The sequence below is a fragment of the Rhodococcus sp. 05-2255-1e genome (assembly GCF_002259025.1).
GTDB classification, from domain to species: Bacteria; Actinomycetota; Actinomycetes; order Mycobacteriales; family Mycobacteriaceae; genus Rhodococcoides; species Rhodococcoides fascians.
Map to the genome: position 1 here is coordinate 49848 of NZ_NOZE01000046.1, position 20531 is coordinate 70378.

The 20531-nt window shown below is 63.4% G+C and carries 22 protein-coding genes; 10 read left to right on the forward strand and 12 right to left on the reverse strand.

Translation table 11 applies throughout. The features are described 5' to 3' along the window. Positions 1-2: 2 nt before the first annotated feature. Complete coding sequence (locus CH262_RS25425; RefSeq protein WP_179275112.1) at positions 3-620, reverse strand: TetR/AcrR family transcriptional regulator; 618 nt, start codon at positions 618-620, stop codon at positions 3-5. An 85-nt stretch (positions 621-705) separates the two neighbouring features. On the opposite strand from CH262_RS25425, the gene CH262_RS25430 reads away from it, so the two are divergent. Beyond that, entirely contained in the window at positions 706-2058 is a 1353-nt protein-coding gene (locus CH262_RS25430) for a cytochrome P450 (RefSeq protein ID WP_048320081.1), read from the forward strand. On the opposite strand, the gene CH262_RS25435 is transcribed toward CH262_RS25430, so the two are convergent. From CH262_RS25435 to CH262_RS25445, 3 genes are all read right to left on the reverse strand, one after another. Then, on the reverse strand, positions 2055-2924 hold the full coding sequence (locus CH262_RS25435; protein WP_094718738.1) for an alpha/beta fold hydrolase: 870 nt from the start codon (positions 2922-2924) through the stop codon (positions 2055-2057). The two genes, CH262_RS25430 and CH262_RS25435, sit on opposite strands and share 4 nt — an antisense overlap. Before the next feature lie 47 nt (positions 2925-2971). Further along, entirely contained in the window at positions 2972-3268 is a 297-nt protein-coding gene (locus CH262_RS25440) for an antibiotic biosynthesis monooxygenase family protein (protein ID WP_032364295.1), read from the reverse strand. Positions 3269-3336: 68 nt separating this feature from the next. Continuing rightward, the gene (locus tag CH262_RS25445; protein ID WP_094718739.1) at positions 3337-4713 is read right to left on the reverse strand and encodes an NAD-dependent succinate-semialdehyde dehydrogenase; all 1377 of its coding nucleotides are present in this window, start codon (positions 4711-4713) and stop codon (positions 3337-3339) included. 240 nt (positions 4714-4953) lie between these two features. Between CH262_RS25445 and CH262_RS25450 the strand changes: the two genes are divergently transcribed. Then, complete coding sequence (locus tag CH262_RS25450) at positions 4954-7191, forward strand: NADP-dependent isocitrate dehydrogenase (RefSeq protein WP_048320079.1); 2238 nt, start codon at positions 4954-4956, stop codon at positions 7189-7191. 196 nt (positions 7192-7387) lie between these two features. Here the strand turns inward: CH262_RS25450 and CH262_RS25455 are convergent, their stop codons facing one another. Both CH262_RS25455 and CH262_RS25460 read right to left on the reverse strand, forming a co-directional pair. After that, positions 7388-8224 carry an adenylate/guanylate cyclase domain-containing protein gene (locus tag CH262_RS25455; RefSeq protein WP_179275113.1) on the reverse strand — a complete coding sequence of 279 codons (837 nt, stop codon included), beginning with the start codon at positions 8222-8224 and terminating at the stop codon, positions 7388-7390. Beyond that, positions 8221-9201, reverse strand: a complete 981-nt coding sequence (locus CH262_RS25460) for a GlxA family transcriptional regulator (RefSeq protein ID WP_094718740.1) — start codon at positions 9199-9201, stop codon at positions 8221-8223. The genes CH262_RS25455 and CH262_RS25460 overlap by 4 nt, the downstream gene beginning before the upstream one ends. Before the next feature lie 122 nt (positions 9202-9323). Between CH262_RS25460 and CH262_RS25465 the strand changes: the two genes are divergently transcribed. Genes CH262_RS25465 through CH262_RS25480 form a run of 4 tightly spaced genes read left to right on the forward strand, consistent with a single transcriptional unit; the run spans position 9324 to position 12060 of the window. Then, a complete protein-coding gene (locus CH262_RS25465; protein WP_094718741.1) occupies positions 9324-9956 on the forward strand; it encodes an isochorismatase family protein in 633 nt (210 codons plus the stop codon). Positions 9957-9977: 21 nt separating this feature from the next. Continuing rightward, positions 9978-10397 carry an EVE domain-containing protein gene (locus CH262_RS25470; RefSeq protein WP_256988989.1) on the forward strand — a complete coding sequence of 140 codons (420 nt, stop codon included), beginning with the start codon at positions 9978-9980 and terminating at the stop codon, positions 10395-10397. 12 nt (positions 10398-10409) lie between these two features. Then, complete coding sequence (locus CH262_RS25475; RefSeq protein WP_094718742.1) at positions 10410-11396, forward strand: alpha/beta fold hydrolase; 987 nt, start codon at positions 10410-10412, stop codon at positions 11394-11396. Positions 11397-11403: 7 nt separating this feature from the next. Beyond that, the gene (locus tag CH262_RS25480) at positions 11404-12060 is read left to right on the forward strand and encodes a nitroreductase family protein (protein ID WP_094718743.1); all 657 of its coding nucleotides are present in this window, start codon (positions 11404-11406) and stop codon (positions 12058-12060) included. Positions 12061-12082: 22 nt separating this feature from the next. Here CH262_RS25480 and CH262_RS25485 read toward each other — a convergent pair whose 3' ends face one another. The 3 genes from CH262_RS25485 to CH262_RS25495 form a co-directional block, all read right to left on the reverse strand. Then, positions 12083-12373, reverse strand: a complete 291-nt coding sequence (locus CH262_RS25485; RefSeq protein WP_094718744.1) for a DUF1330 domain-containing protein — start codon at positions 12371-12373, stop codon at positions 12083-12085. 103 nt (positions 12374-12476) lie between these two features. After that, positions 12477-13544, reverse strand: a complete 1068-nt coding sequence (locus tag CH262_RS25490; RefSeq protein WP_094718745.1) for a ParB/Srx family N-terminal domain-containing protein — start codon at positions 13542-13544, stop codon at positions 12477-12479. A 108-nt stretch (positions 13545-13652) separates the two neighbouring features. Then, complete coding sequence (locus tag CH262_RS25495) at positions 13653-14183, reverse strand: GNAT family N-acetyltransferase (protein WP_094718746.1); 531 nt, start codon at positions 14181-14183, stop codon at positions 13653-13655. A 191-nt stretch (positions 14184-14374) separates the two neighbouring features. Between CH262_RS25495 and CH262_RS25500 the strand changes: the two genes are divergently transcribed. From CH262_RS25500 to CH262_RS25515, 4 genes are read left to right on the forward strand one after another with little or no spacing between them, the layout of a single operon-like run. Then, the gene (locus CH262_RS25500; RefSeq protein ID WP_256988990.1) at positions 14375-15160 is read left to right on the forward strand and encodes an ABC transporter permease; all 786 of its coding nucleotides are present in this window, start codon (positions 14375-14377) and stop codon (positions 15158-15160) included. Between the two features lie 3 nt (positions 15161-15163). Further along, positions 15164-15883: an ABC transporter ATP-binding protein gene (locus CH262_RS25505; RefSeq protein ID WP_094718747.1), complete on the forward strand. Its 720-nt coding sequence runs from the start codon at positions 15164-15166 to the stop codon at positions 15881-15883. Between the two features lie 36 nt (positions 15884-15919). Further along, positions 15920-16966, forward strand: coding sequence for an ABC transporter substrate-binding protein (locus CH262_RS25510; protein ID WP_094718748.1), 1047 nt, complete (start codon positions 15920-15922; stop codon positions 16964-16966). 28 nt (positions 16967-16994) lie between these two features. Next, positions 16995-18098: an LLM class flavin-dependent oxidoreductase gene (locus CH262_RS25515; RefSeq protein ID WP_256988991.1), complete on the forward strand. Its 1104-nt coding sequence runs from the start codon at positions 16995-16997 to the stop codon at positions 18096-18098. Between the two features lie 108 nt (positions 18099-18206). On the opposite strand, the gene ribA is transcribed toward CH262_RS25515, so the two are convergent. The 3 genes from ribA to CH262_RS25530 are packed head-to-tail and all read right to left on the reverse strand — an operon-like array spanning position 18207 to position 20433. Further along, complete coding sequence (ribA, locus tag CH262_RS25520; protein ID WP_094718750.1) at positions 18207-19433, reverse strand: GTP cyclohydrolase II; 1227 nt, start codon at positions 19431-19433, stop codon at positions 18207-18209. Beyond that, positions 19433-19930 (reverse strand): flavin reductase family protein, encoded by a 498-nt coding sequence (locus CH262_RS25525; RefSeq protein ID WP_094718751.1) that lies wholly within the window; start codon positions 19928-19930, stop codon positions 19433-19435. The genes ribA and CH262_RS25525 overlap by 1 nt, the downstream gene beginning before the upstream one ends. Beyond that, entirely contained in the window at positions 19927-20433 is a 507-nt protein-coding gene (locus CH262_RS25530) for an NADPH-dependent FMN reductase (protein ID WP_057474790.1), read from the reverse strand. The genes CH262_RS25525 and CH262_RS25530 overlap by 4 nt, the downstream gene beginning before the upstream one ends. Positions 20434-20531: the final 98 nt, after the last annotated feature.

Genomic DNA, 20531 nt, shown 5'->3' on the forward strand with positions numbered 1-20531 from the left:
CCTCAGCGGTGCGCGGTTGCGATGAAGTGACGTGTTGCGGCGTCGACGATGTCTGCAGGTGCGATGTCGATTTCGTCGTTCAGCCAGGCGATCACGAGTTCGGCGAGTCCGCCGATGAACAGCAGTCCGTTGATCTCGGACTGTGGTTGGGGCCAAGCCTTGTCGCCGTACAGTTCGCGCGACTGTTCGGCCACCAGATGAGCGAAGCCGCGCAGGGACTTTCGTCGGTATTCGCGGAGGGAGTCGACGGCCAGCGATTCGATCATCGCAACCCGGCCCTTGCGACGGTCCTCGGTCAGGACGCCGACGAACGCGGTCACCGCTTTGTGTACCTTCTCGTCGACGGTCCGGGCGGGGGAGTGCAGTGCATCCAGCGCTGCCGTTCGTATCTCGGCGGACACCGATTCCACGACCTGCTCGAGCAAGTCGTCTCTGCTGGTGAAGTTTTGGTAGAAGTAGCGCTCGGTGAGCTTGGCGTGTGCGCAGATCGCGGTCATGGTCGCACCCTTCGCTCCGGCTGCCGCGAATACCTCGAGGCCGGCGTCGAGCAATCTCGCTCGGCGGTCGGCCGCGCGGTCGTCGGCGCTCATGCCGTTGTAGCGACGCGTCGTAGGGGGCATGGGTAGATCTTGACAGAGACCGTGACTGTGACGCAGACTACATCTCATCTGACATGACGTCATGTCAGATTGACGGAGGTCGACAATGGCACGTGCTCTGGCTGCTCCACCCGCAGATTCAGCTCTCCAACCGGTGTTCGGCGACGGCGGTCTTCCCGTCGTCGGGCACACACTCGAGTACATTCGCGACCCTCTGAAGCTGCTCGGTAGTCGGTGGGACAAGTACGGCGAGGTCTCGTGGATGACGATGGCCGGACAGAAGTGGATCACCGTTCTCGGCCCCGATGCGTGTCAGCAAGTGCTGCAGAATGCGGACAAGGCGTTCGCCAACGGTGACGGGTGGTCGCTGTTGATCGGGCCGTTCTTCCACGGCGGGCTGATGCTGCTCGACTCCGAAGAGCATCTACGTCATCGACGAATCATGCAGCAGGCCTTCACTCGGGACCGGCTGACCAAGTCCGTCGCAGCGTTGAATCCAGTTACAGCAACGGGTTTGGACGCGTGGCAGCCGGGCCGCGACTTCCAGGTCTATCCGGCGCTGAAAGCACTGACGCTGGACGTCGCGACGAGCATCTTCATGGGAGGTGCGGAGGGAACGACGGACGCCGACATCGCGGAGCTCAATTCGAGTTTCATCGCCTGCGTGCAGGCCGCGACGTCGATCGTGCGCTATCGGGTTCCGGGCACGCGGTGGAAGCGAGGTTTGGACGGCCGAGCGGTGCTCGACCAGTTCTTCCGCCGCTACCTCCCGGCCCGTCGAGCCACCGAGACCGACGACCTCTTCTCGGTGTTGTGCCACATCGAGGGTGACGATGGAGAGCATTTCTCCGACGACGAAGTGATCGACCACATGATCTTTCTGCTCATGGCTGCGCACGACACGTCGACGATCACGCTGTCGACGATGATGCAGTACCTCGGCCAGCATCCGGAGTGGCAGGACAAGTGCCGGGCCGAATGCGAGGCGCTGGGCACCGATGCTCCCTCGTTCGCGCAACTCGACGAGCTGACCAACGTCGATCTGGTGATGAAGGAGTGCTTGCGCCTGGTCTCGCCCACGCCGGTAGTGGCCCGCCGTGCCGTGAAGGACACGGAGGTGCAAGGCAAGTTCGTCCCCGCGGGAACGTATGCCTCTGTCGCGCCGCACTTCACGCATCACATGGAGCAGTACTGGCCCAACCCCGAGCAATTCGATCCCGGACGGTTCGCCGCCGATCGCCGCGAGGACAAAGTGCATCGCTATGCGTGGGAGCCGTTCGGCGGCGGCGTCCACAAATGCATCGGCATGTTCTTCGCCGGGGCCGAGATCAAGACGATCATGCATCACTTGTTGCTGCGATTCGACTGGACGGTCGACCCCGATTACGTTGCACCGCTGAACTTCACCTCGCTGCCCTTCCCGGAGGACGGGCAGCCCGTGCAGCTGAGACGGCGTTAGACCGATCCGGCGCGGTCGGTGAGCCAACCGATGATGTCGGCTGTGACCTCGTCACGGTTGGTCTCGTTGAGGATTTCGTGGCGGGCACCGGGGTACAGGGTGACGGTCACATCGCTCATTCCCGCCTCGCGGTAGCGGGCGGCCAGAGTCTCGATCAACTGCCCACCGCCGGCGAGTGGGTCGTCCGTTCCCGACGTGATGAGCAGGGGGAGATCGGAGCGAATCTGCTCCAGGTTGTGCGGATCGGCGAGCTTCTCGGCCTCACCGAACAGCGCGGGCACCGTCGACGCCGGAAGGTCGAAGCCGCACAGTGGATCTGCGACGTAGGCGTCCACCTCGGCCTCGTCGCGCGAGAGCCACTCGTATCCGGTGCGGTGCTCGAAGGCGGCGTTGAACACGCTCAGGTCGCCCGCTGGGGCGTCGGCCATTCCTGCGGCGAGTACGTCGAGTGTCGTCGAGCCCGACAGCACCACGCCCTCGTACAGATCCGATCGCTCGATCAGAACATGCTGGGTAGCAAAGGATCCCATGGAATGAGCGAAGAGAAACAGAGGCAGGTCGGGGTACTCGGTCAGCAGTGATTCGCCCAGTTGCTCGATGTCTGCCCACAGGCCGGCGAATGCGGCGGCACCGAAATCGCCGGGGGTGTCGACGATCGACTGGCCATGGCCGCGGTGATCCGACGCGACGACGTGGAATCCGGCGTCGTTCAGAGCGGCAGCGAAGCGTGCGTAACGACTGCCGTGCTCGGCGAGCCCGTGTGCGATCTGTACGACACCGCGAGCAGGATCGGCGGACGTCGCCCAGGTGTAGGTGCTGATCTCGAGGTCGTCCTGCTTGGACACGAACGACGAAGCGTTGGCCACTGAAATCTCCTTGGTGCGGCGAGAGGGTCGAGACACGAACCTAACTCTTACGCCTCGAGCATCGGAGCAAAATGCTCGACGACGGGGAACGGTTCGTAGAAATGGTGCAGCAGCGACTTCCACTGCTGATACTCGTCGGAACCACGAAAGCCGTCGATGTGGTCTTCGAGTCGTTCCCACTTCACCAACAGCAGGTAGGTATTCGGCTGCTCGATGCCCCGCGAGAGGGTCAGATTCACGAACCCCGGCATCGACGCGATGATCGATTTCGCGTCGGCGAACGCGGTTTCGAACTCGTCGGTTCGGTGGGGGATGACATGCAGCAGGGCGTGTTCGACGATCACCGAGACAGTATGACCGCAGCAGCGCGATGCTCCCCGAGCAACTGCCCGGGGAGCATCGGCGAGTACGGCTACTTCGCGGAGACTCGGACGAGCTTTTTGTTCACGAATTCGTCCATGCCCCACGGTCCCAGCTCGCGGCCGACGCCGGAGCGCTTCACACCGCCGAACGGCAGGCCGGGCATTGTGGTGCCGTGTTCGTTGACGAAGGCCATGCCCACCTCGAGGCGTTCTGCTACGTCCCGGGCCTTGTCGAGGTCTGCGCTCCACACCGACCCGCTCAGTCCGTAGGGGGAGGAGTTCGCCAATTCGATTGCCTCGTCGGCGTTCTGGATCTTGTAGATGACGCCTGCGGGGCCGAACAGTTCCTCGGTGTAGGCACGCATGTCCGGAGTCACATCCGTCAGTAGGGTCGGCTGCACGTACGCGCCCGGTCCGTCGATCTTCTTGCCACCGGTGAGCAGTGTCGCGCCCTTGGACACCGCGTCGTCGATCTGCTCGATCAACGTGTCGGCAGCGGTCTGCGACGACAGGGGACCGAGGGTGGTGTTGGCATCCAATGGATCGCCGGTCTGCACAGCCTCGAAGGAGGTAACCAGTTTGGCGACGAACTCGTCGTAGACGTCTTCGGCAACGAGGATGCGCTTGGCGGCATTACATGCCTGGCCTGCGTTGGACAGCCGCGCGCGGGTTGCGGATTCGACGGTGACGTCCATGTCCGCGGAGTCGAGCAGGATGAACACATCCGAACCACCGAGCTCGAGCACGACCTTCTTGAGGTTGCGCCCGGCTGTCTCGGCGACGGACGTTCCGGCCCGCTCACTTCCGGTGAGCGAGACGCCCTGCACGCGGGCGTCGGCGATCATGTCGGCGATCTGCTCGTTGGTTGCGAAGATGTTGATGTACGCGTCTTCCGGCAACCCGGCCTGCCGGAAGATCTCTTCCATCAGCAATGCCGATTGCGGGCAGTTCGGTGCATGCTTGAGCAGAATCGTGTTGCCCACCATCAGGTTCGGGCCGGCAAATCGGGCTACCTGGTAGTACGGGAAGTTCCACGGCATGACGCCGACGAGCGCGCCCACGGGCTTGCGCTGCAGCACACTGATTTCCGCCCCGGGCACGTCGAGTGTCTCGTCCTCGAGCAAGCGTGGGCCGTTGTCGGCGTAGTAACGGTAGATGTTCGAGGACAGTTCGACCTCGCCCTGAGACTCGGTCAGTGGCTTGCCCATCTCGAGCGAGATGGTGCGGGCCAGTTCGTCGGCGCGCTCGACATACAGGTCGGCGACCTTGTGCAGGATGTCTGCGCGGTGCTCGGGTGAGGTCTTGCGCCACGTCTGGAAACCGGCGTGCGCATCCGCGAGGGCGCGCTCGATGCCGGCCGAGTCGAGAGTTTCGAATTCCTTGACGGTTGTGCCGTCGGCAGGATTGACAGTCTTGTAGGTCGTCATACTCGGTTCAACGGACGGCGAGGCCGATGTTGTTCCTAATCGGGCAAATCGGGTGACCCGACGGTGGTCAGGGGCGGGACCGAGCACGGTCTCGAAATCCATTGAGCGCCCTACTGGTCGGTAACTTGGATGCGCAGATGGAGTGATACCCCACTGCCCCCCACAGCGGCGAGAACGAAGATTAAAGTTGAGGACGAACGCATCCAAAAGACGACGTCGAAACTGAGGCAAAGGCGAAACATGACAGCGAAGAAGCCGACCATCATCTATACCCTGACCGATGAGGCGCCGATGCTGGCGACTCACGCGTTTCTGCCGGTCATACGTTCTTTCGCCAGCGCGGCCGGCATCGACGTCGAGTCCAGTGACATCTCGGTTGCGAACCGCATCCTCGCCGAGTTCCCCGATTACCTCAACGAAGACCAGCGAGTGACCGACAACCTCGCCGAGCTGGGCAAGCTGACGCAGCTGCCCGACACCAACATCATCAAGCTTCCCAACATCAGTGCCTCCGTTCCGCAGTTGCTGACCGCGATCAAGGAACTGCAGGACAAGGGTTACGCGATCCCCGACTTCCCCGGGAACCCGAAGACCGACGAAGAGCGCGAAATCCGCGACCGCTACACCAAGTGCCTCGGCAGTGCGGTCAACCCCGTTCTGCGCGAGGGAAATTCGGATCGCCGCGCACCCAAGGCCGTCAAGGAATTCGCGCGCAAGCACCCGCACAGCATGGGTGAATGGTCGCCGGCGTCGCGCACCCACGTCGCGCACATGCGCCACGGCGACTTCTACCACGGCGAGAAGTCGATGACCGTCGAAGGCGACCGCGAGGTCAAGATGGAGCTGCTGACCGAGGGCGGCGAGACCATCGTTCTCAAGGAGAAGGTGTCGCTCACCGACGGCGACGTCATCGACAGCATGTTCATGAGCAAGAAGGCGCTCATCGAGTTCTACGAGGAGCAGATGGAGGACGCCTACAAGACGGGCATCATGTTCTCCCTGCACGTCAAGGCCACGATGATGCGGGTCTCGCACCCCATCGTCTTCGGTCACGCCGTCAAGGTCTTCTACAAGGACGCGTTCGCCAAGCACGGCGACCTGTTCGAGGAGCTCGGCGTCAACGTCAACAACGGCCTGTCGGATCTGTACAGCAAGATCGAGGCACTCCCCAGCGCGCAGCGCGAGGAGATCATCGACGACCTGCACAAGTGCCACGAGACTCGTCCGGAGCTGGCGATGGTCGACTCCGCACGCGGAATCTCGAACTTCCATTCGCCCAGCGACGTCATCGTCGACGCGTCGATGCCTGCGATGATCCGCAGCGGCGGCAAGATGTGGGGCGCGGACGGTCGGCCGAAGGACACCAAGGCCGTCAGCCCGGAGTCGACCTTCTTCCGCATCTACCAGGAAATGATCAACTTCTGTAAGACCAACGGACAGTTCGATCCGACGACGATGGGCACCGTTCCCAACGTCGGCCTGATGGCGCAGAAGGCCGAGGAGTACGGCTCGCACGACAAGACGTTCGAGGTCCCCGCTGGGGGCGTTGCGAACATCACCGACCTGGCGACGGGCGAGGTTCTGCTGACGCAGGACGTCGAAGAGGGTGACATCTGGCGTCTGTGCATCGTCAAGGATGCACCGATCCGCGACTGGGTTGCGTTGGCAGTGCGACGCACCCGTGAGTCCGGAATGCCCGTCGTCTTCTGGCTCGACCCGTACCGCCCGCATGAGAACGAGCTGATCGGCAAGGTGCGCAAGTACCTGAAGGATCACGAGACCGAGGGCCTCGACATCCAGATCATGTCGCAGGTTCGTGCGATCCGCTACACGATGGAACGTCTCATCCGCGGGCTCGACACCATCTCCGCGACCGGCAACATCCTGCGTGACTACCTCACCGACCTGTTCCCGATCCTCGAACTCGGCACCAGCGCCAAGATGCTCTCCATCGTTCCGCTGATGGCCGGCGGTGGGCTGTACGAGACGGGTGCGGGCGGCTCGGCCCCCAAGCACGTCAAGCAGCTCATCGAGGAGAACCACCTCCGCTGGGATTCGCTGGGTGAATTCCTGGCTCTCGCAGTCAGCCTCGAGGACCTGGGAACCAAGACCGGTGACGTGAAGGCGACCATCCTCGCCAACGCACTCGACTCGGCCACCGGCAAGCTGCTCGAGAACAGCAAGGGGCCGTCGCGCTCGACCGGTGAACTCGACAACCGTGGCAGCCAGTTCTACCTCGCCCTCTACTGGGCACAGGAACTCGCCGAGCAGACCGAGGACACCGAGCTGGCCAAGCACTTCGCAGCTCTGGCAAAGACCCTCTCGGAGAACGAAGAGAAAATCGTCGGCGAGCTCAACGCGGTACAGGGCAACCCGGTCGACATCGGTGGGTACTACTACCCGGACCCCGAAGCCACCGCCGCAGTGATGCGTCCGTCCACGACGTTCAACGAGGCACTGGAGTCGGCGAAGCAGTAGTTCTTCTGCCTGCTTCACCACCCCCTTCGGGATGAATGGCCCATTCACGCGCTCAGACGTTGTGAATGGGCCATTCATTCGTTCGGGGGCAACAACTTTCGGGCTTAGCAGCAGCCGCCAGCCGTCCAGGTCCACAGTTCGCCCCCGGTTGGGATCAATGCGACATTCACGCGTTCAGACGTGGTGAATGGGACATTCATGCGCTCGCGGGGCCGGTCTCCGCACTCGGAAGTGCCGGCAGCGCCACCGGATACAACTGAAAGCTTCCGCTCATTCCCTTGAGTTCGACGTCGCGGGGCGTCCCCAGAGTCAGGCCGTCCGCCCTGGCGATGGCGTCACGCACCGGCTCGCTGACAAGAATTTCTCCGCCCTCGGCTTGGTTCGCCACTCTTGCCGCCATGGCCACGTTGAGTCCGAACAGGTCGTCGCCTCGACGCACCGAGCTGCCGACGTGCACGCCCATGCGCACGCGGATGCGGTCCCACCGATCTGGGTTCTTCAGCAGGGCTTCTTGGACTTCCACTCCGCAGCGCACGGCCTCGGTCGGGTCGGAGAAGGCGATCATGTAACCGTCGCCCTGGCTCTTGACCACATGTCCGCCGTGGTCGTCGACGTGTTTGCGGATCAGCTTGTTGTGCTTCTCGAGCAGTTTCACCCAACCGCGGTCGCCCAGTTCTTCGTTGCGGGCGGTGGACCCTTCGATGTCGGAGAACATGACCACTATGTCGCCGTCGGCGGTCATGCGTGCCAGGTCGGGGCGTTCGACCTTGGCCCAGCCCGCGAGGTCTTCTACGGAGTTTCGGACGGTAGCGCCGAATCCCTTGTTGATGAGTAGCTCCGTGGTGTGGAAGGCGGTTCTGATCGCGAAGGGCACCAGGCCGCGTCGCTTACGGCGTTGCTGCGATTCGAGAGCGCGGTCGAGTGCTCGGCGCGTGTGCTTCAACTTTCGTCGAGACACGATGAGAACCACACCGAGCGCGATGATGGCGGCGAGCTCGACTCCGGCAACTATCCACAGGATCACGTTGCTCATCCTCGCCTGTCGGCGGTGTCCGTGGTTGCACAACCGACCGCGAACTGCTTCCGGTAGGCCGTCGGCGTGACGGCGAACGCCGAGTGGAAGTTCTGACGCAGGGTGACGGCGCTGCCGAATCCGCACGAGGCAGCGATGGTCTCGATACTGTGGCCGGTCGTTTCGAGTTGGCTGCGGGCGGCGTCGAGCCGCTGGTCGAGTACCCAGCGCGCGGGCGTGGTGCCCGTCGCATACTGAAATTGCCGGATGAAGCTGCGCCGGCTCATGCGTGCCCGCTCGGCAAGGCGCTCGATCGGTAGGGGCTCGGCCAGTCGCTCCAGCGCCCAGCTCTGGACGTCGGCGATCGCGGAGTCCTCGGATGCCTCGATCACCGGCCGTTCGATGTATTGCGCCTGACCGCCGTCGCGATGGGGTGCGACCACCAGACTGCGCGCGACCCGCGTTGCCGCTGCCGCGCCGAGGTGCTTGCGGACGATGTGCAGGCAGGAATCGATCGACGACGCCGTGCCCGCGGAGGTCATGACGTCGCCGTGGTCGATGTAGAGCACGGACTCGTCGAGGCCCAGTTGCGAATTGCGGTCGCGCAGTTCGGTCATCTTGGACCAATGGGTGACGGCAGGGCGTCCCGCGAACAGTCCGGTGTCGGCGACGGCAAACGACCCCAGACACAGTCCCGCGATCTGGGCTCCCCGTCTGTGAGCGCCTCGAAGAGCGGTGGACAGGTGAGCGCCGATGTGTGGCAACGACTCCGGCCACGACGTCACGATGACGATGTCGGCCCAATCGGCGATGTCGGGGCCTTCGATCTCGCCGACGGGGCAGCCCTCCTCGGTGCGGATCGACCCTGGCCTGTCGGACCACACCCGCGTCTCCCAGTCGGGGGCCAGCCCGAGGCGCGTCACCTCGCCGAACACCATCAACGGCGCGGCGAGGTGGAACATGGTGATGCCGTCGAACACGTACAGCGCGATGCGCATGAATCTCCGATCGACGAATTGGCGCAATTTCATCGAAAGTATGCATCCGTGCCACTCGTGAACGCAAGGTCGGTGCCGAAGTATGGGTATCGACCGAGTACGCCACCTGAAGGAGAACGTCCATGACCGCACCGCGTAGAGCCCTCATCGTCATCGATGTACAGCAGGAATACTTCGAGGGAGTTCTGAAGATTCAGTACCCGCCTCGCGACGAGTCGCTGGCCAACATCGTTCGTACCATCGAAGCGGCTGTGACGCAGGATGTTCCGGTGGCCATCGTGCAGCACGAGATGCCCGAGGGCTCGCCTGCTTTCGTCAAGGGAACCCCGACGTACGAGCTTCATCCCGACATTCAGGCCGTCGTGCAGCCGTCCTTCGCGCGAGTCGAGAAGCAGTACAGCAGCGTCTTCGCTGGCACCGACGTGGCGAAGTGGTTGCAGGGCAACAATGTCGACACCGTCACGATCGTCGGATACATGACCAACAACTGCGATCTCGCCACCAGCGCCGACGCGGAAGCACTGGACCTGACCGTCGAAATCCTTTCCGACGCCACCGGCGCGATCAACCTCTCGAACGAGGCGGGGACAGTCTCAGCCGAGCAACTCCACAAGGCGCTGATGGTGCTTTACCAGTCCAATTTCGCAGCGGTGGCGACGACCGACCAGTGGATCGACGCGGTCAAGAACGGAAACGGGCTCACAGCGAGCAATCTGGTGGTCTCGGCTGCGCAGGGCAACGACGCGGTGGCGTAGCTCGTCATTACGATGGCGAGTGTGACGGCACGCGCGATAACGGACCAGACGCTCGGCGCATGGGTGATCAAGTGCAATCCGCACAAGACCGACCTAGCACCGATGGTCGAAGCTGCACGTGCGGAAGAGAATTGGTGCGTCGCGAACAACTATCGAACTCGTCTGATGGCACCTGGGCAGCCTGTGTTGTTCTGGGTCAGCAGCCACCCGCGACGCGGGATCTGGGGTGCGGGTCGATTGACCGGCACCCCGGTCCCCGGCCCGCAGTGGAAGGTCTCGACGGACATCACGCTGTTCGATGAGCCGATCCTCGCGCCGGATCTGCAGGCCGTTGCGGAACTGTCGATGCTCGAAGTGTTCCGGTCGCCGCAGCAGTCCAATCCCTCATGGGTCGACGCGTCCGCGTGGGCAGTGATCCGACAGATGCTGCCTCTCGAATGATGTGATGGCGCTATGACACCGGAGGACGAACCGACACTGCACGGAATGCTCGATGTCGGGGACGGACAGAGCGTCTACTGGGAGCAATGGGGTCCGTCCGACGGCGTCCCGGCGGTCTACTTGCACGGCGGACCGGGCGGGACCCTGAACGCCAGTCAATTTCGTCGTCACTTCGACCTGTCCCGTGTTCGCGCCATCGGATTCGAGCAGCGCGGGTGCGGCCGGTCCACCCCGCACGCGTCGGATCCTTCGACGTCCCTGGCTACCAACACCACTGCGCACCTGATCACCGATATCGAAGCCCTGCGCGAGCACCTCGGCGTCGAGGCGTGGATCGTCAACGGCGCGTCCTGGGGATCCACCCTTGCTCTTGCCTACGCCCTCGCCCATCCGACGAGGGTTCTCGGCATGGTGCTCGTTGCTGTCACGACGACAGGTAGGGCTGAGGTCGACTGGATTACGGAGGGGGTCGGCGCGGTCTTCCCGGAGGCGTGGGATCGGTTCGCCACATTTGCCGAGCAAGCCGGAGTCGGCTATCGACGCGGTGAGGGCCGCATAGTCGACGCGTACAACCGCCTGTTCAATTCGAACGATTTACAGTTGCGAGACAGCGCATCTCGGGAATGGGCGCTGTGGGAGGACGTCCACATCTCGATCGGTACCGATGGCGTGCGGCGCAATCCGCGGTGGGACGACGACCGGTTCCGACTCGCCTTCGTGCGGCTGACCGCGCACTACTGGTCGCACGACGGGTTCTGTGATCCGCCTCTGCTCGATCGTGCCGACGGTCTGCGAGATGTTCCGGGCGTCCTGATCCATGGCCGAAAGGATGTTTCCGGACCGGCTGTCACGCCGTGGCATCTACACCGACGTTGGCCCGGGTCGACACTCGTCATCGATGAGCGCGACGGCCATGGGGGACTGTCCATGGCGGCGCGCTGGGACGCTGCGAACGAGGAATTGACCAAGCGGGCCCTGCAGAGGCCGCATGGTGCATGATCGAAGGGTGACTTCTTTCCCGATCGTTGATCTGACTCCCGACGAGCTGCTGACCACAACGCGCACCGTGCGTAAGCGCCTGGACCTGACGCGGCCGGTGCCGATGGAGCTGATCAAGGAATGTCTCGAGATCGCACTGCAGGCCCCGTCGGGGTCGAACAAGCAGGGATGGCAGTGGATCGTCGTCACCGATCCTGATCTTCGTGCCCGCATCGGTGCGATCTACGGCGAATTGTTCGCCGCATATCAGGCGTCGAAGCATTCCGCGTCGGCTTTGTTCGCCGACGATCCGGAGCGCGCATCGGTACAGAAGCGCGTCGGCGACAGTGCCGGGTGGCTCGGCGAGCACATGGGTGAGGTTCCGGTGCTGCTCATTCCGTGCATCCAAGCTGGTAAGACGCTTCCGGCCGGTAATCAGGCCGGTCTGTGGGGCTCGCTGTTGCCCGCGGTGTGGAACTACGCCCTGGCCGCACGCGCCCGTGGCCTTGGAACAGCCTGGACCACAATTCATCTCGCCCGTGAGCGGGAGATATCCGAGCTACTCGGCATTCCCGAGGATTTTCATCAGGGTGCGCTCATTCCGACGGCGTACTACACGGGTGAGACGTTCAAGGTTGCTCCGCGGGATCCGATCGAGACGGTTCTGCACGTCGATCGCTGGTAGGCGCATCGGCCTGGCGGAGCCATCAGACGAGCGTCTTCACGTGGATGATTTCGGTTCTCGCCACGGCCCGCCGATGGACGTCGGCGAGCGCAAGCCGCTCGGGGTCCTTCATGTAGGCCTGCAAGGCCGAATCATCCGGTAGGTGGATGACCTGCACCTCGAGTGGTCCGTCGCCGGTGTCGACTCGGCGGACCCTGCTCACTACTTCGCCGCCGTACTTCGGAATCAGGTCCAGCACCGTGTCTTCGTAACGAGTGAGCGCGTCTGCTTGTCCGTCCGCCGCCCACAACAGCACACACAGCTTCAGGTTCATGACGCGAGACGGTACCGGACGCCACGAACTGGACCTGGTCGATCACGTATGCAATGCCCGACGCCAGCCCGGCGACATGACGTGGACCTACCGCGACGCGGAGTTAGCGCGGCAGTCCCGACTTGTACTGCAAGGCATACGTCAGTTTGCCCGGCTTGGCGTCCGAGTACAGTGCCGAAAGCTTTCCGAATTCACCCTTGTTGGCTGCTTTGCCGTCGTTCCACGCATCCAGAGCGCCGAGTTCGGCTGCAGTGCGGCCACTCTCGATGACCGCGTCTTTCGGGGCGGCGATCTGAGCGCGGGAGACCGACTCGACGGTGCTGAGGTAGCTCGCGAGATTGTTGCTGTCCCAGCCGCTGATGTCGACGGCACCGGAGTCGCGAACCCATGCGCCCCAATAGAACTCCTGGAAGGGGATGGTGCCGGGGCTGAAGCCGATGTCGCGGGCGAAGTACATCAGGCTGCGGTACTTGTCGTTCTGGAACTTGGCGAGACCCACTCCCGACGGAAGCTGCTCCACCGGAACTTCGTTGCCGTCGACGTCGTAGTTCCACACCCACTTCTCGGCTTTCATCCGCGCCCAGAAATCAGTTGGGCTCAGGTCACTGAGATTCGCGACCACCCGCAGACGGAGGTGCAGATTCGGTCCACCGTCGGCTGTTTCGTGGAACGACGTCAGCGTGTGGTGTCCGTCGGTCAGGTACGGCACGCCGCCCGGTCCGATGACAACCGTCTTCATGGGCGCGATCGTGTCGGGCGTTTCCTGGCCGACGGGCACGGTGCAGGTGAACGACGACGGATTGTCCAGTCGCGCATCGGGCAATGCGGAGGCGGCCTCTTCCTGCCCGTTGGCCTCGCACCAGTCGTCGAACTTCTTGTTGATCTCGTCCTTGCCGAGTGTGTATCGACCGAGCTTGTAGTACACCTCGTCGTACCCGAGCGACGGTTGTGTCGCGTGTACATCACCGATCGGCAGATCGAGAAGCTCACCGGCTTCGGCACATTGGTAGCCGAGGCCAGAGGACGATCCACTGGGGAGCAGGTCCGCAACCTGACACAGCGGCGACGCCGTCCGAGCCGGTGCAGCAGTCGCAACGCCGCCCATCGACGTGGACACGATCGATATCAAAGCGAGCGTGCCCAGTAGAGCAGCTCTGCGACGCGATGCCATTCGTGAAACTCCCAGAGTTCGGAAAGTGAAGTTTTCCGAGACTGTCGCACCGCGGTCACCGGCTGGTGTCGGGGAACCGACGCGGAGGTGAACGTCGCATGATGTGCGTCAGCGATCCTCGCGCAACATCGCGTAGACGAGGGTGTCTGTCCATTCGCCCTTGCACCACCAGTTCTGGCGGAAGTGCGCTTCCTGACGCATTCCGACCCGGGCGGCCAACCGGGCCGACGCGTCGTTGCGTCCGTCCATCTGGGCCGTAATTCTGTGGATCTGCGGTAACGAGAACACGTGGTCGATCAAGCCGCGCACCGCCTCGGTGGCGTAGCCGCGACCGGCCACGGACGGTGAGAACGTCCAGCCGAGTTCGACGAGTGCCGGCGAACCGTCAACGAGCCATGCTTCGACGTTGCCCACCACCGTCCCCTCGTGTTCGACGACCATCGCGAGCGCCTGGGTGTGCAATCCGGATCGCTTCATCCGCTTACCCACCGCCGCAACGGCGTCGGCATGGGTCCACGCTTCGTGGAGGAGATAGCGGCACACCTCGGGATCGCTGTAGTACGCGAGAACCCCGTCTGCGTCGTCTGGTTCGTACAGACGAAGGGTCAGGCGCTCGGTGTGGATGGGCTCGACTGTCATATGTCCGATTCTGCCCGACCTAGATTCACGCTGATTCGAACCCTGGCCCCGGACCCCTCTCGTAACGGAGGGTGGTGAGTCGAAGCTGATCGTCATCAAGTGGAAGGCACGTGAACATGGTCGTGACGTCGTACGCCGCTCCCGCGGGACCTGTGGACACGCGGCACAGCGTCGTATCGAAGGTCGACCCGGTGCCTGTCTCAGCGAAAACTCCACTGTGGCAGCGATACCGATGGACTGTCCTGCGGGCCTTGTCGCCGATCGTCCTACTCGTCCTCTGGCAGATCGCCAGTGCTGCCGGAGTTCTCTCCGAACGAGTGTTGCCCGCACCGTCACTGATCTTCGACGCGGGTCTGGAATTGCTGCGCAACGGTGAATTGCCCGACGCTCTGGCTATTTCCGGAACGCGAGTGGTTCAGGGACTCCTGCTGGGCGGGCTGATCGGGGTGGCTCTCGGGGCGCTCGTCGGACTGTCCAAGCTCGCCGAAGCAACCGTCGACCCGCCGCTGCAGATGCTGCGTGCACTCCCACACCTCGGGTTGATCCCACTGTTCATCCTGTGGTTCGGAATCGGCGAGACTCCCAAGATTCTGCTCGTCGCTCTCGGAGTGGCATTTCCGTTGTACCTCAACACGTTCTCGGCCATCCGCCAGATCGATCGCGACTTTCTCGACACCGCAGTTGTCCTCGGTTTCTCGTGGCGACAGCGATTCACCACGATCATTCTGCCGAGTATCGCGCCCCAGCTACTGGTGGGACTCCGGCAGTCGTTGGCCATCGCGTGGCTGTCGTTGATCGTGGCCGAGCAGATCAATGCAGAATCCGGGCTCGGCTACATCATCAACAATGCGCGGGACTTCCTGCGTGTGGACACCATCATCTTCGGGCTCGTCGTCTACGCGCTGATGGGAATCGGCACCGACGGAATCGTACGAATCCTCGAAAAACGAGCCCTCCGTTACCGATTGGACGCGTGAGCCATGACTACGACGACGACTTCCGTCGCCACCCTGCACGGCATCGACAAGTTCTACGGATTCAGCCACGTGTTGAAGGGTGTCGACCTGTCCATCGAGCGCGGCGAAATCGTCTCGCTGGTCGGACGTTCCGGCTCCGGAAAGTCGACCATCCTGCGTGTCCTGGCCGGACTGTCCACGGACCACACAGGAGAGCGGCACGTCGCCGGGCATCCTGCGGTCGCGTTCCAGGAACCACGCCTGTTTCCGTGGCGGTCGGTTCGCCAGAACGTGTCCTACGGTCTGAACACCGCAGGGGTCACCGGCACCGAGGCATCGACTGCTGCGGACGCGACGCTCGACGAGGTGGGGCTGGCCGAGAAGCGAGACGCATGGCCACTCACGTTGTCCGGTGGGCAAGCTCAGCGCGCTGCGCTGGCGCGGGCATTGGTGGGGGAGCCCGAACTGCTGCTCCTCGACGAACCGTTCGGAGCGCTCGACGCACTCACACGACTGACCATGCAGTCACTTCTGCTCGACCTGTGGGGACGGCACCGCTTCGGCATCCTCCTGGTCACGCACGATGTCGACGAGGCGATCGCGCTGGCCGATCGGGTTGTAGTGCTCGAGAACGGCGCAGTCTCGGACACCGTCACCGTCGATCTGCCCCGCCCCCGCGATCGCGGAACGCCGGGCTTTTCCCGCCTTCGCACCCATCTGCTCGGAGCTCTCGGAGTTCACTGACCGTCCAATTCGGCAAATGACAAGGATCTTTCACACATGTCGTCACATGCTCGTCCTCGATCTCTGCGCGCACTCGGTGTGCTCACTGCCCTGTCCTTGACGGTCGTCGGACTCACCGGTTGCGTCTCGCGTGGTAGCGATACCACCAACACCCAAGCCCCGGAATTGGTCTCGAACGACCAACTCGCCACGGTCACCCTCGATGTCGGCGACCAGAAGGGTGGCACCGAAGCCCTACTGCGCGCATCGGGTGAGCTGGACTCCGCTCCCTACGATGTTGCGTTCTCCACCTTCACTTCCGGCCCGCCTCAGGTGGAGGCGGCAACGGCCGGCCAGATCGACTTCGCGGTCACCGGCAACACGCCCCCCGTCTTCGGGGTTGCAGCCAATGCACGCATCAAGGTCGTCTCCGCCTACACCAACGATGCGAGCGGCGATCAGATTCTCGTGCCACCGGATTCGACTCTGGCGTCGTTCGCCGACCTGCGCGGTAAGAAGATCGCGGTGGGCAAGGGAAGTTCGGCGCACGGACACGTGCTGCTGCAGTTACAGAAGGCCGGCTTGACCACCGACGACGTTCAGCTGGTGTTCCTTCAGCCTGCCGATGCGCTGACGGCATTCACCTCGGGCGAGGTCGATGCCTGGGCGATCTGGGATCCGTTCACCGCCATCGCGCAGGTGCAGAACGGCTCGAAGACGCTGACCACTGCCGAGGGTGTGGCCAACGGTTATGGCTTCGGTATCGCGTCTCAGCAGGCTCTGGACGATCCCGCGAAGAACACTGCGCTGCAGGACTTCGTGGTTCGTCTGGCCAAGGCGTCCGCATGGGCGGACGCACACCCGGCAGAGTGGGCGTCGGCGTACTCGACGGCCGTCGGCATCGACCCGGCCGCGGGTGAATTGGCGCAGGGGCGAAGCCAGCGACCCGCAATTGCTCTGGACGACAACGTGATCGAATCCGAGCAGACGCTCTTCGATGTATTCGTCGAGAGCGGAAGCATCCCTGGCGGCAACACGTTCGCAGACTTCGTCGACACGCGTTACAACGACGCCATCGCCGCCGCGACCGCCTCCACCAACTGATCACCCACCACGTCGTAGGAGTTCACTCGTGACCGCACGCATTTTCTGGTTCCTCCCCACCGCTGGCGACGGCCGCTCCATCGTCGGTGCATCTCACGCGTCGGCCAACATCGTCGAACCTGCCGGGTTCCGTCGTCCGTCGCTGCGGTACCTCACGGAGGTGGCTCAGGCCGCGGACCGCCTCGGCTACGAGGGAGTGTTGACACCGATCGGAACCTGGTGCGAGGACGCCTGGTTGACCACCGCCGCGCTACTGCAGAGCACCCGACGGTTGAAGTTCCTTGTCGCCTTCCGTCCCGGCCTCACGCCGCCCACGTTGGCGGCGCAACAGGCAGCGACGCTGCAGCGGTTCTCGGAAGGTCGGGTGCTGTTCAACATCGTCACCGGGGGCGACGACGTCGAGCAGCGTCGTTTCGGGGATTGGATCGATCACGATCGGCGATACGCCCGCACCGACGAATTCCTCGGACTGGTGCATCGGATCTGGACGGAGACGTCGGTCGATCACGAAGGCGAATTCTTCAAGGTGGCCGATGCGCGTGTTTCGGAGGCACCGGACCCGTTGCCCGAGTTCTGGTTCGGCGGCTCGTCGGATCCCGCACTCGCCGTCGCCGCCAAGCATGTCCAGACGTATCTGACGTGGGGTGAGCCTCCTGCCGACGCCCGCGCCAAGATCGAGAAGGTGCAGGCGCTCGCGGACGCCGAGGGCCGCAAGCTCACCTATGGCATTCGCCTGCACACCATCAGCCGCGACACCTCCGAAGAGGCCTGGGCCGTCGCACAAAAGTTGCTCGACGAGCTTCCCGAGGAACAGGTGTCTGCGGCGCACGCGCTGCACTCGTCGTCGCAGTCCGAGGGACAGCGCCGGATGGCCGCATTGCACGGGGGCAGCAAGGATTCGCTCGAGATCTACCCGAACCTCTGGGCCGGAGTCGGTCTCGTTCGAGGCGGTGCCGGCACCGCGCTGGTTGGTTCGCACGAGGAAGTTGCCAACCTGATCGGGGAGTACCACGACGCCGGATTCGACGAGTTCATTCTGTCCGGCTACCCGCACCTCGAGGAGTCCTACCACTTCGCCGAAGGTGTTCGACCCATCCTCGACGCGCGAGGAATCACGGTCCCCGCACGCTAGGGCACGTGGGATCGAACCACCGGGTGTGCCGGTTATGGGAAATCTGTCCAGTAGAGCTTGTGAAAAATGGATGATAGAAGGCTACGATGGCCTCGATCGCTCGGCCGTTCACCAACCCTGAGCCACGCTGTGCGGCAAAAAATGTCCCATCTGGGAGCGCTTGGTCTCGAGGTAGTGGATGTTGGCCTGCGCGGCACCCACGACGATAGGCAACCGTGAACTGACGTCGACGCCGTGCGCTTCCAGGCCACGAATCTTGTCGGGGTTGTTGGTCAACAAACGAACCGTGGTCAGACCCAGGTCTTTCAAAATAGCAGCGGCACCACCGTACTCACGTCCGTCGGCCGGTTCGTCGAGTTCGAGGTTGGCCTGCACGGTGTCGAAGCCCTCGTCCTGCAGGCGATAGGCCGCGAGCTTCTTCAGCAAACCGATTCCGCGGCCCTCGTGACCACGCATGTACACGAGTACACCGCCGTCGGCCGCGATCCGTTCGAGTGCGGTGTTCAGCTGTGGACCGCATTCGCACCGCTGCGACAGAAACGATTCTCCGGTCAGGCACTCCGAGTGCACGCGAACCATGGCGTTGTCTCGGACGTCACCCGACACCAGCGCAACGTGTTCGGCCCCGGTCTTGTGATCGAGGTAGCCGAACATCTTGAAATCGCCGTGCGGGGTCGCGAGGACTGTCTCCACCATTCGCTCGACCCGAGCGGGACCGGCCACCGGTGCCGGATCGCGAAGCTGCCGATAGGCGATGAGTTCCTCGATGGTGAGCACCGGAAGCTGCATCCGCGCACCGAGATTCTCGATCTCGTGGAACTGCATCATCGAACCGTCGTCGGCAACCAGCTCGGCGATGACGCCGACAGCGGGAAGTCCGGCGAGGGCACACAGGTCGACGGCTGCTTCGGTATGACCCGGCCGCTCCAGGACACCGCCGGGTCGCGCACGCAGGGGAAGCACGTGGCCGGGACGGATGATGTCGGTGGCGACGGAACCGGGATGGGCGAGTACCTGCAGTGTCCGGGCGCGATCCGCAGCGCTGATACCGGTGGTGATGCCCACAGCTGCATCGACGGTGACGGTGTACGCGGTCCTCTTCGGATCCTGATTGTTCGACACCATCGGCGGTAGTTCGAGAGCGTCCGCCCTGGCGTCGCTCATCGGAGCGCACAGCAGCCCCGAGGTGTTGCGGACCGTCCATGCCGTCCATGCGGGAGTGATCCGGTCGGCCGCCATGATGACGTCGCCCTCGTTCTCCCGATCGGCGGAATCGGTGACGAACACCGGCTTTCCGGCGCGGAGCGCTTCGAGCGCATTTTCGACGGCGCTCATCAGAGATCAACCGCCAACCGACGAAACTTACTGCCATGAAACACGATCGGGGCAACACCGTCCTTGACCTCGAGTTCGTTGATGCGCAGCAGGACGATGTCGTGATCACCGGCCGTGACCTGTTCGGTGACACTGGCATCCAGCCACATGCTCGCACCGTCGATGAAGACTGCACCGTCCTCGGTGGTGGTGGTCGTCAATCCTTCGAATCGGTTGCCCGTCTTCGCGGCGAGTGTGCGAGCCGCGACGTCGTGCAGTTCGCCGAGCACACTGATGCCGATTCGTGAGGCTGCAGCGAATTTCGGCCACGTGGTCGAGGTGTCCTGAACGCAGAAGGCGACGAGGGGCGGGTCGATCGACACTGCAACGAAACTGCTTGCGGCCATGCCGATCTTGACTCCGTCGATCTCGGCGCAGACGGCGACGACCCCACTGGGGAACTGTCCGAACGCGTTTCGCAGCACGGACTGGTCGAGGCTGGTGGTGCTCAGGGTCATGATGCATCCGTTCGTGTTCGAGCCGCGGCGAGTATGGTCTCGCCCCAGCGGGTGACGTAGTCGGCGATCCGAGTATCGGTGGTGTACGTCGAATCGATGAGGTACAGGCCAGGGGCCGGGGCGACCGCCCCGAGTTCGACGAGAACGTGCTTGAGAAACAGATCCGGTGCCATTGCGTGCGCCGGACCGCCGCCGAGCATAAGCGGTACGGCGACGACATTCTTCAGTCCGGTATCGCCGGCGAATTGATCGAGGAACAACTTCAAGACGCCGGTGTAGGTGGCCTTGAACGTCGGGCTTGCGAAGACGACGAGATCGGATGACGCAACGGTCTCGACTGCGGCCTGCACGGCCGAGTCGCCCCAGCCGAGCAGTCCGGCACCGAGCGTGATCACGTCGATCGTCTCACCGGGCTCACCGGTCAGTGCGGTGGCGAGGACTCGCGCGGCGTCGAGTGTCCGCGACTCCGGCTTCGGATTGCCCGCTACAACAGTAATTTTCATTCGTTGGCGCTTTCTACGAGGCGATGGCACCAGCCAACACGAGGAGCGTGACGGCCGTGAGACTCGAACGTTGCGCGGCCATTGCGCTGGTTCCGGCG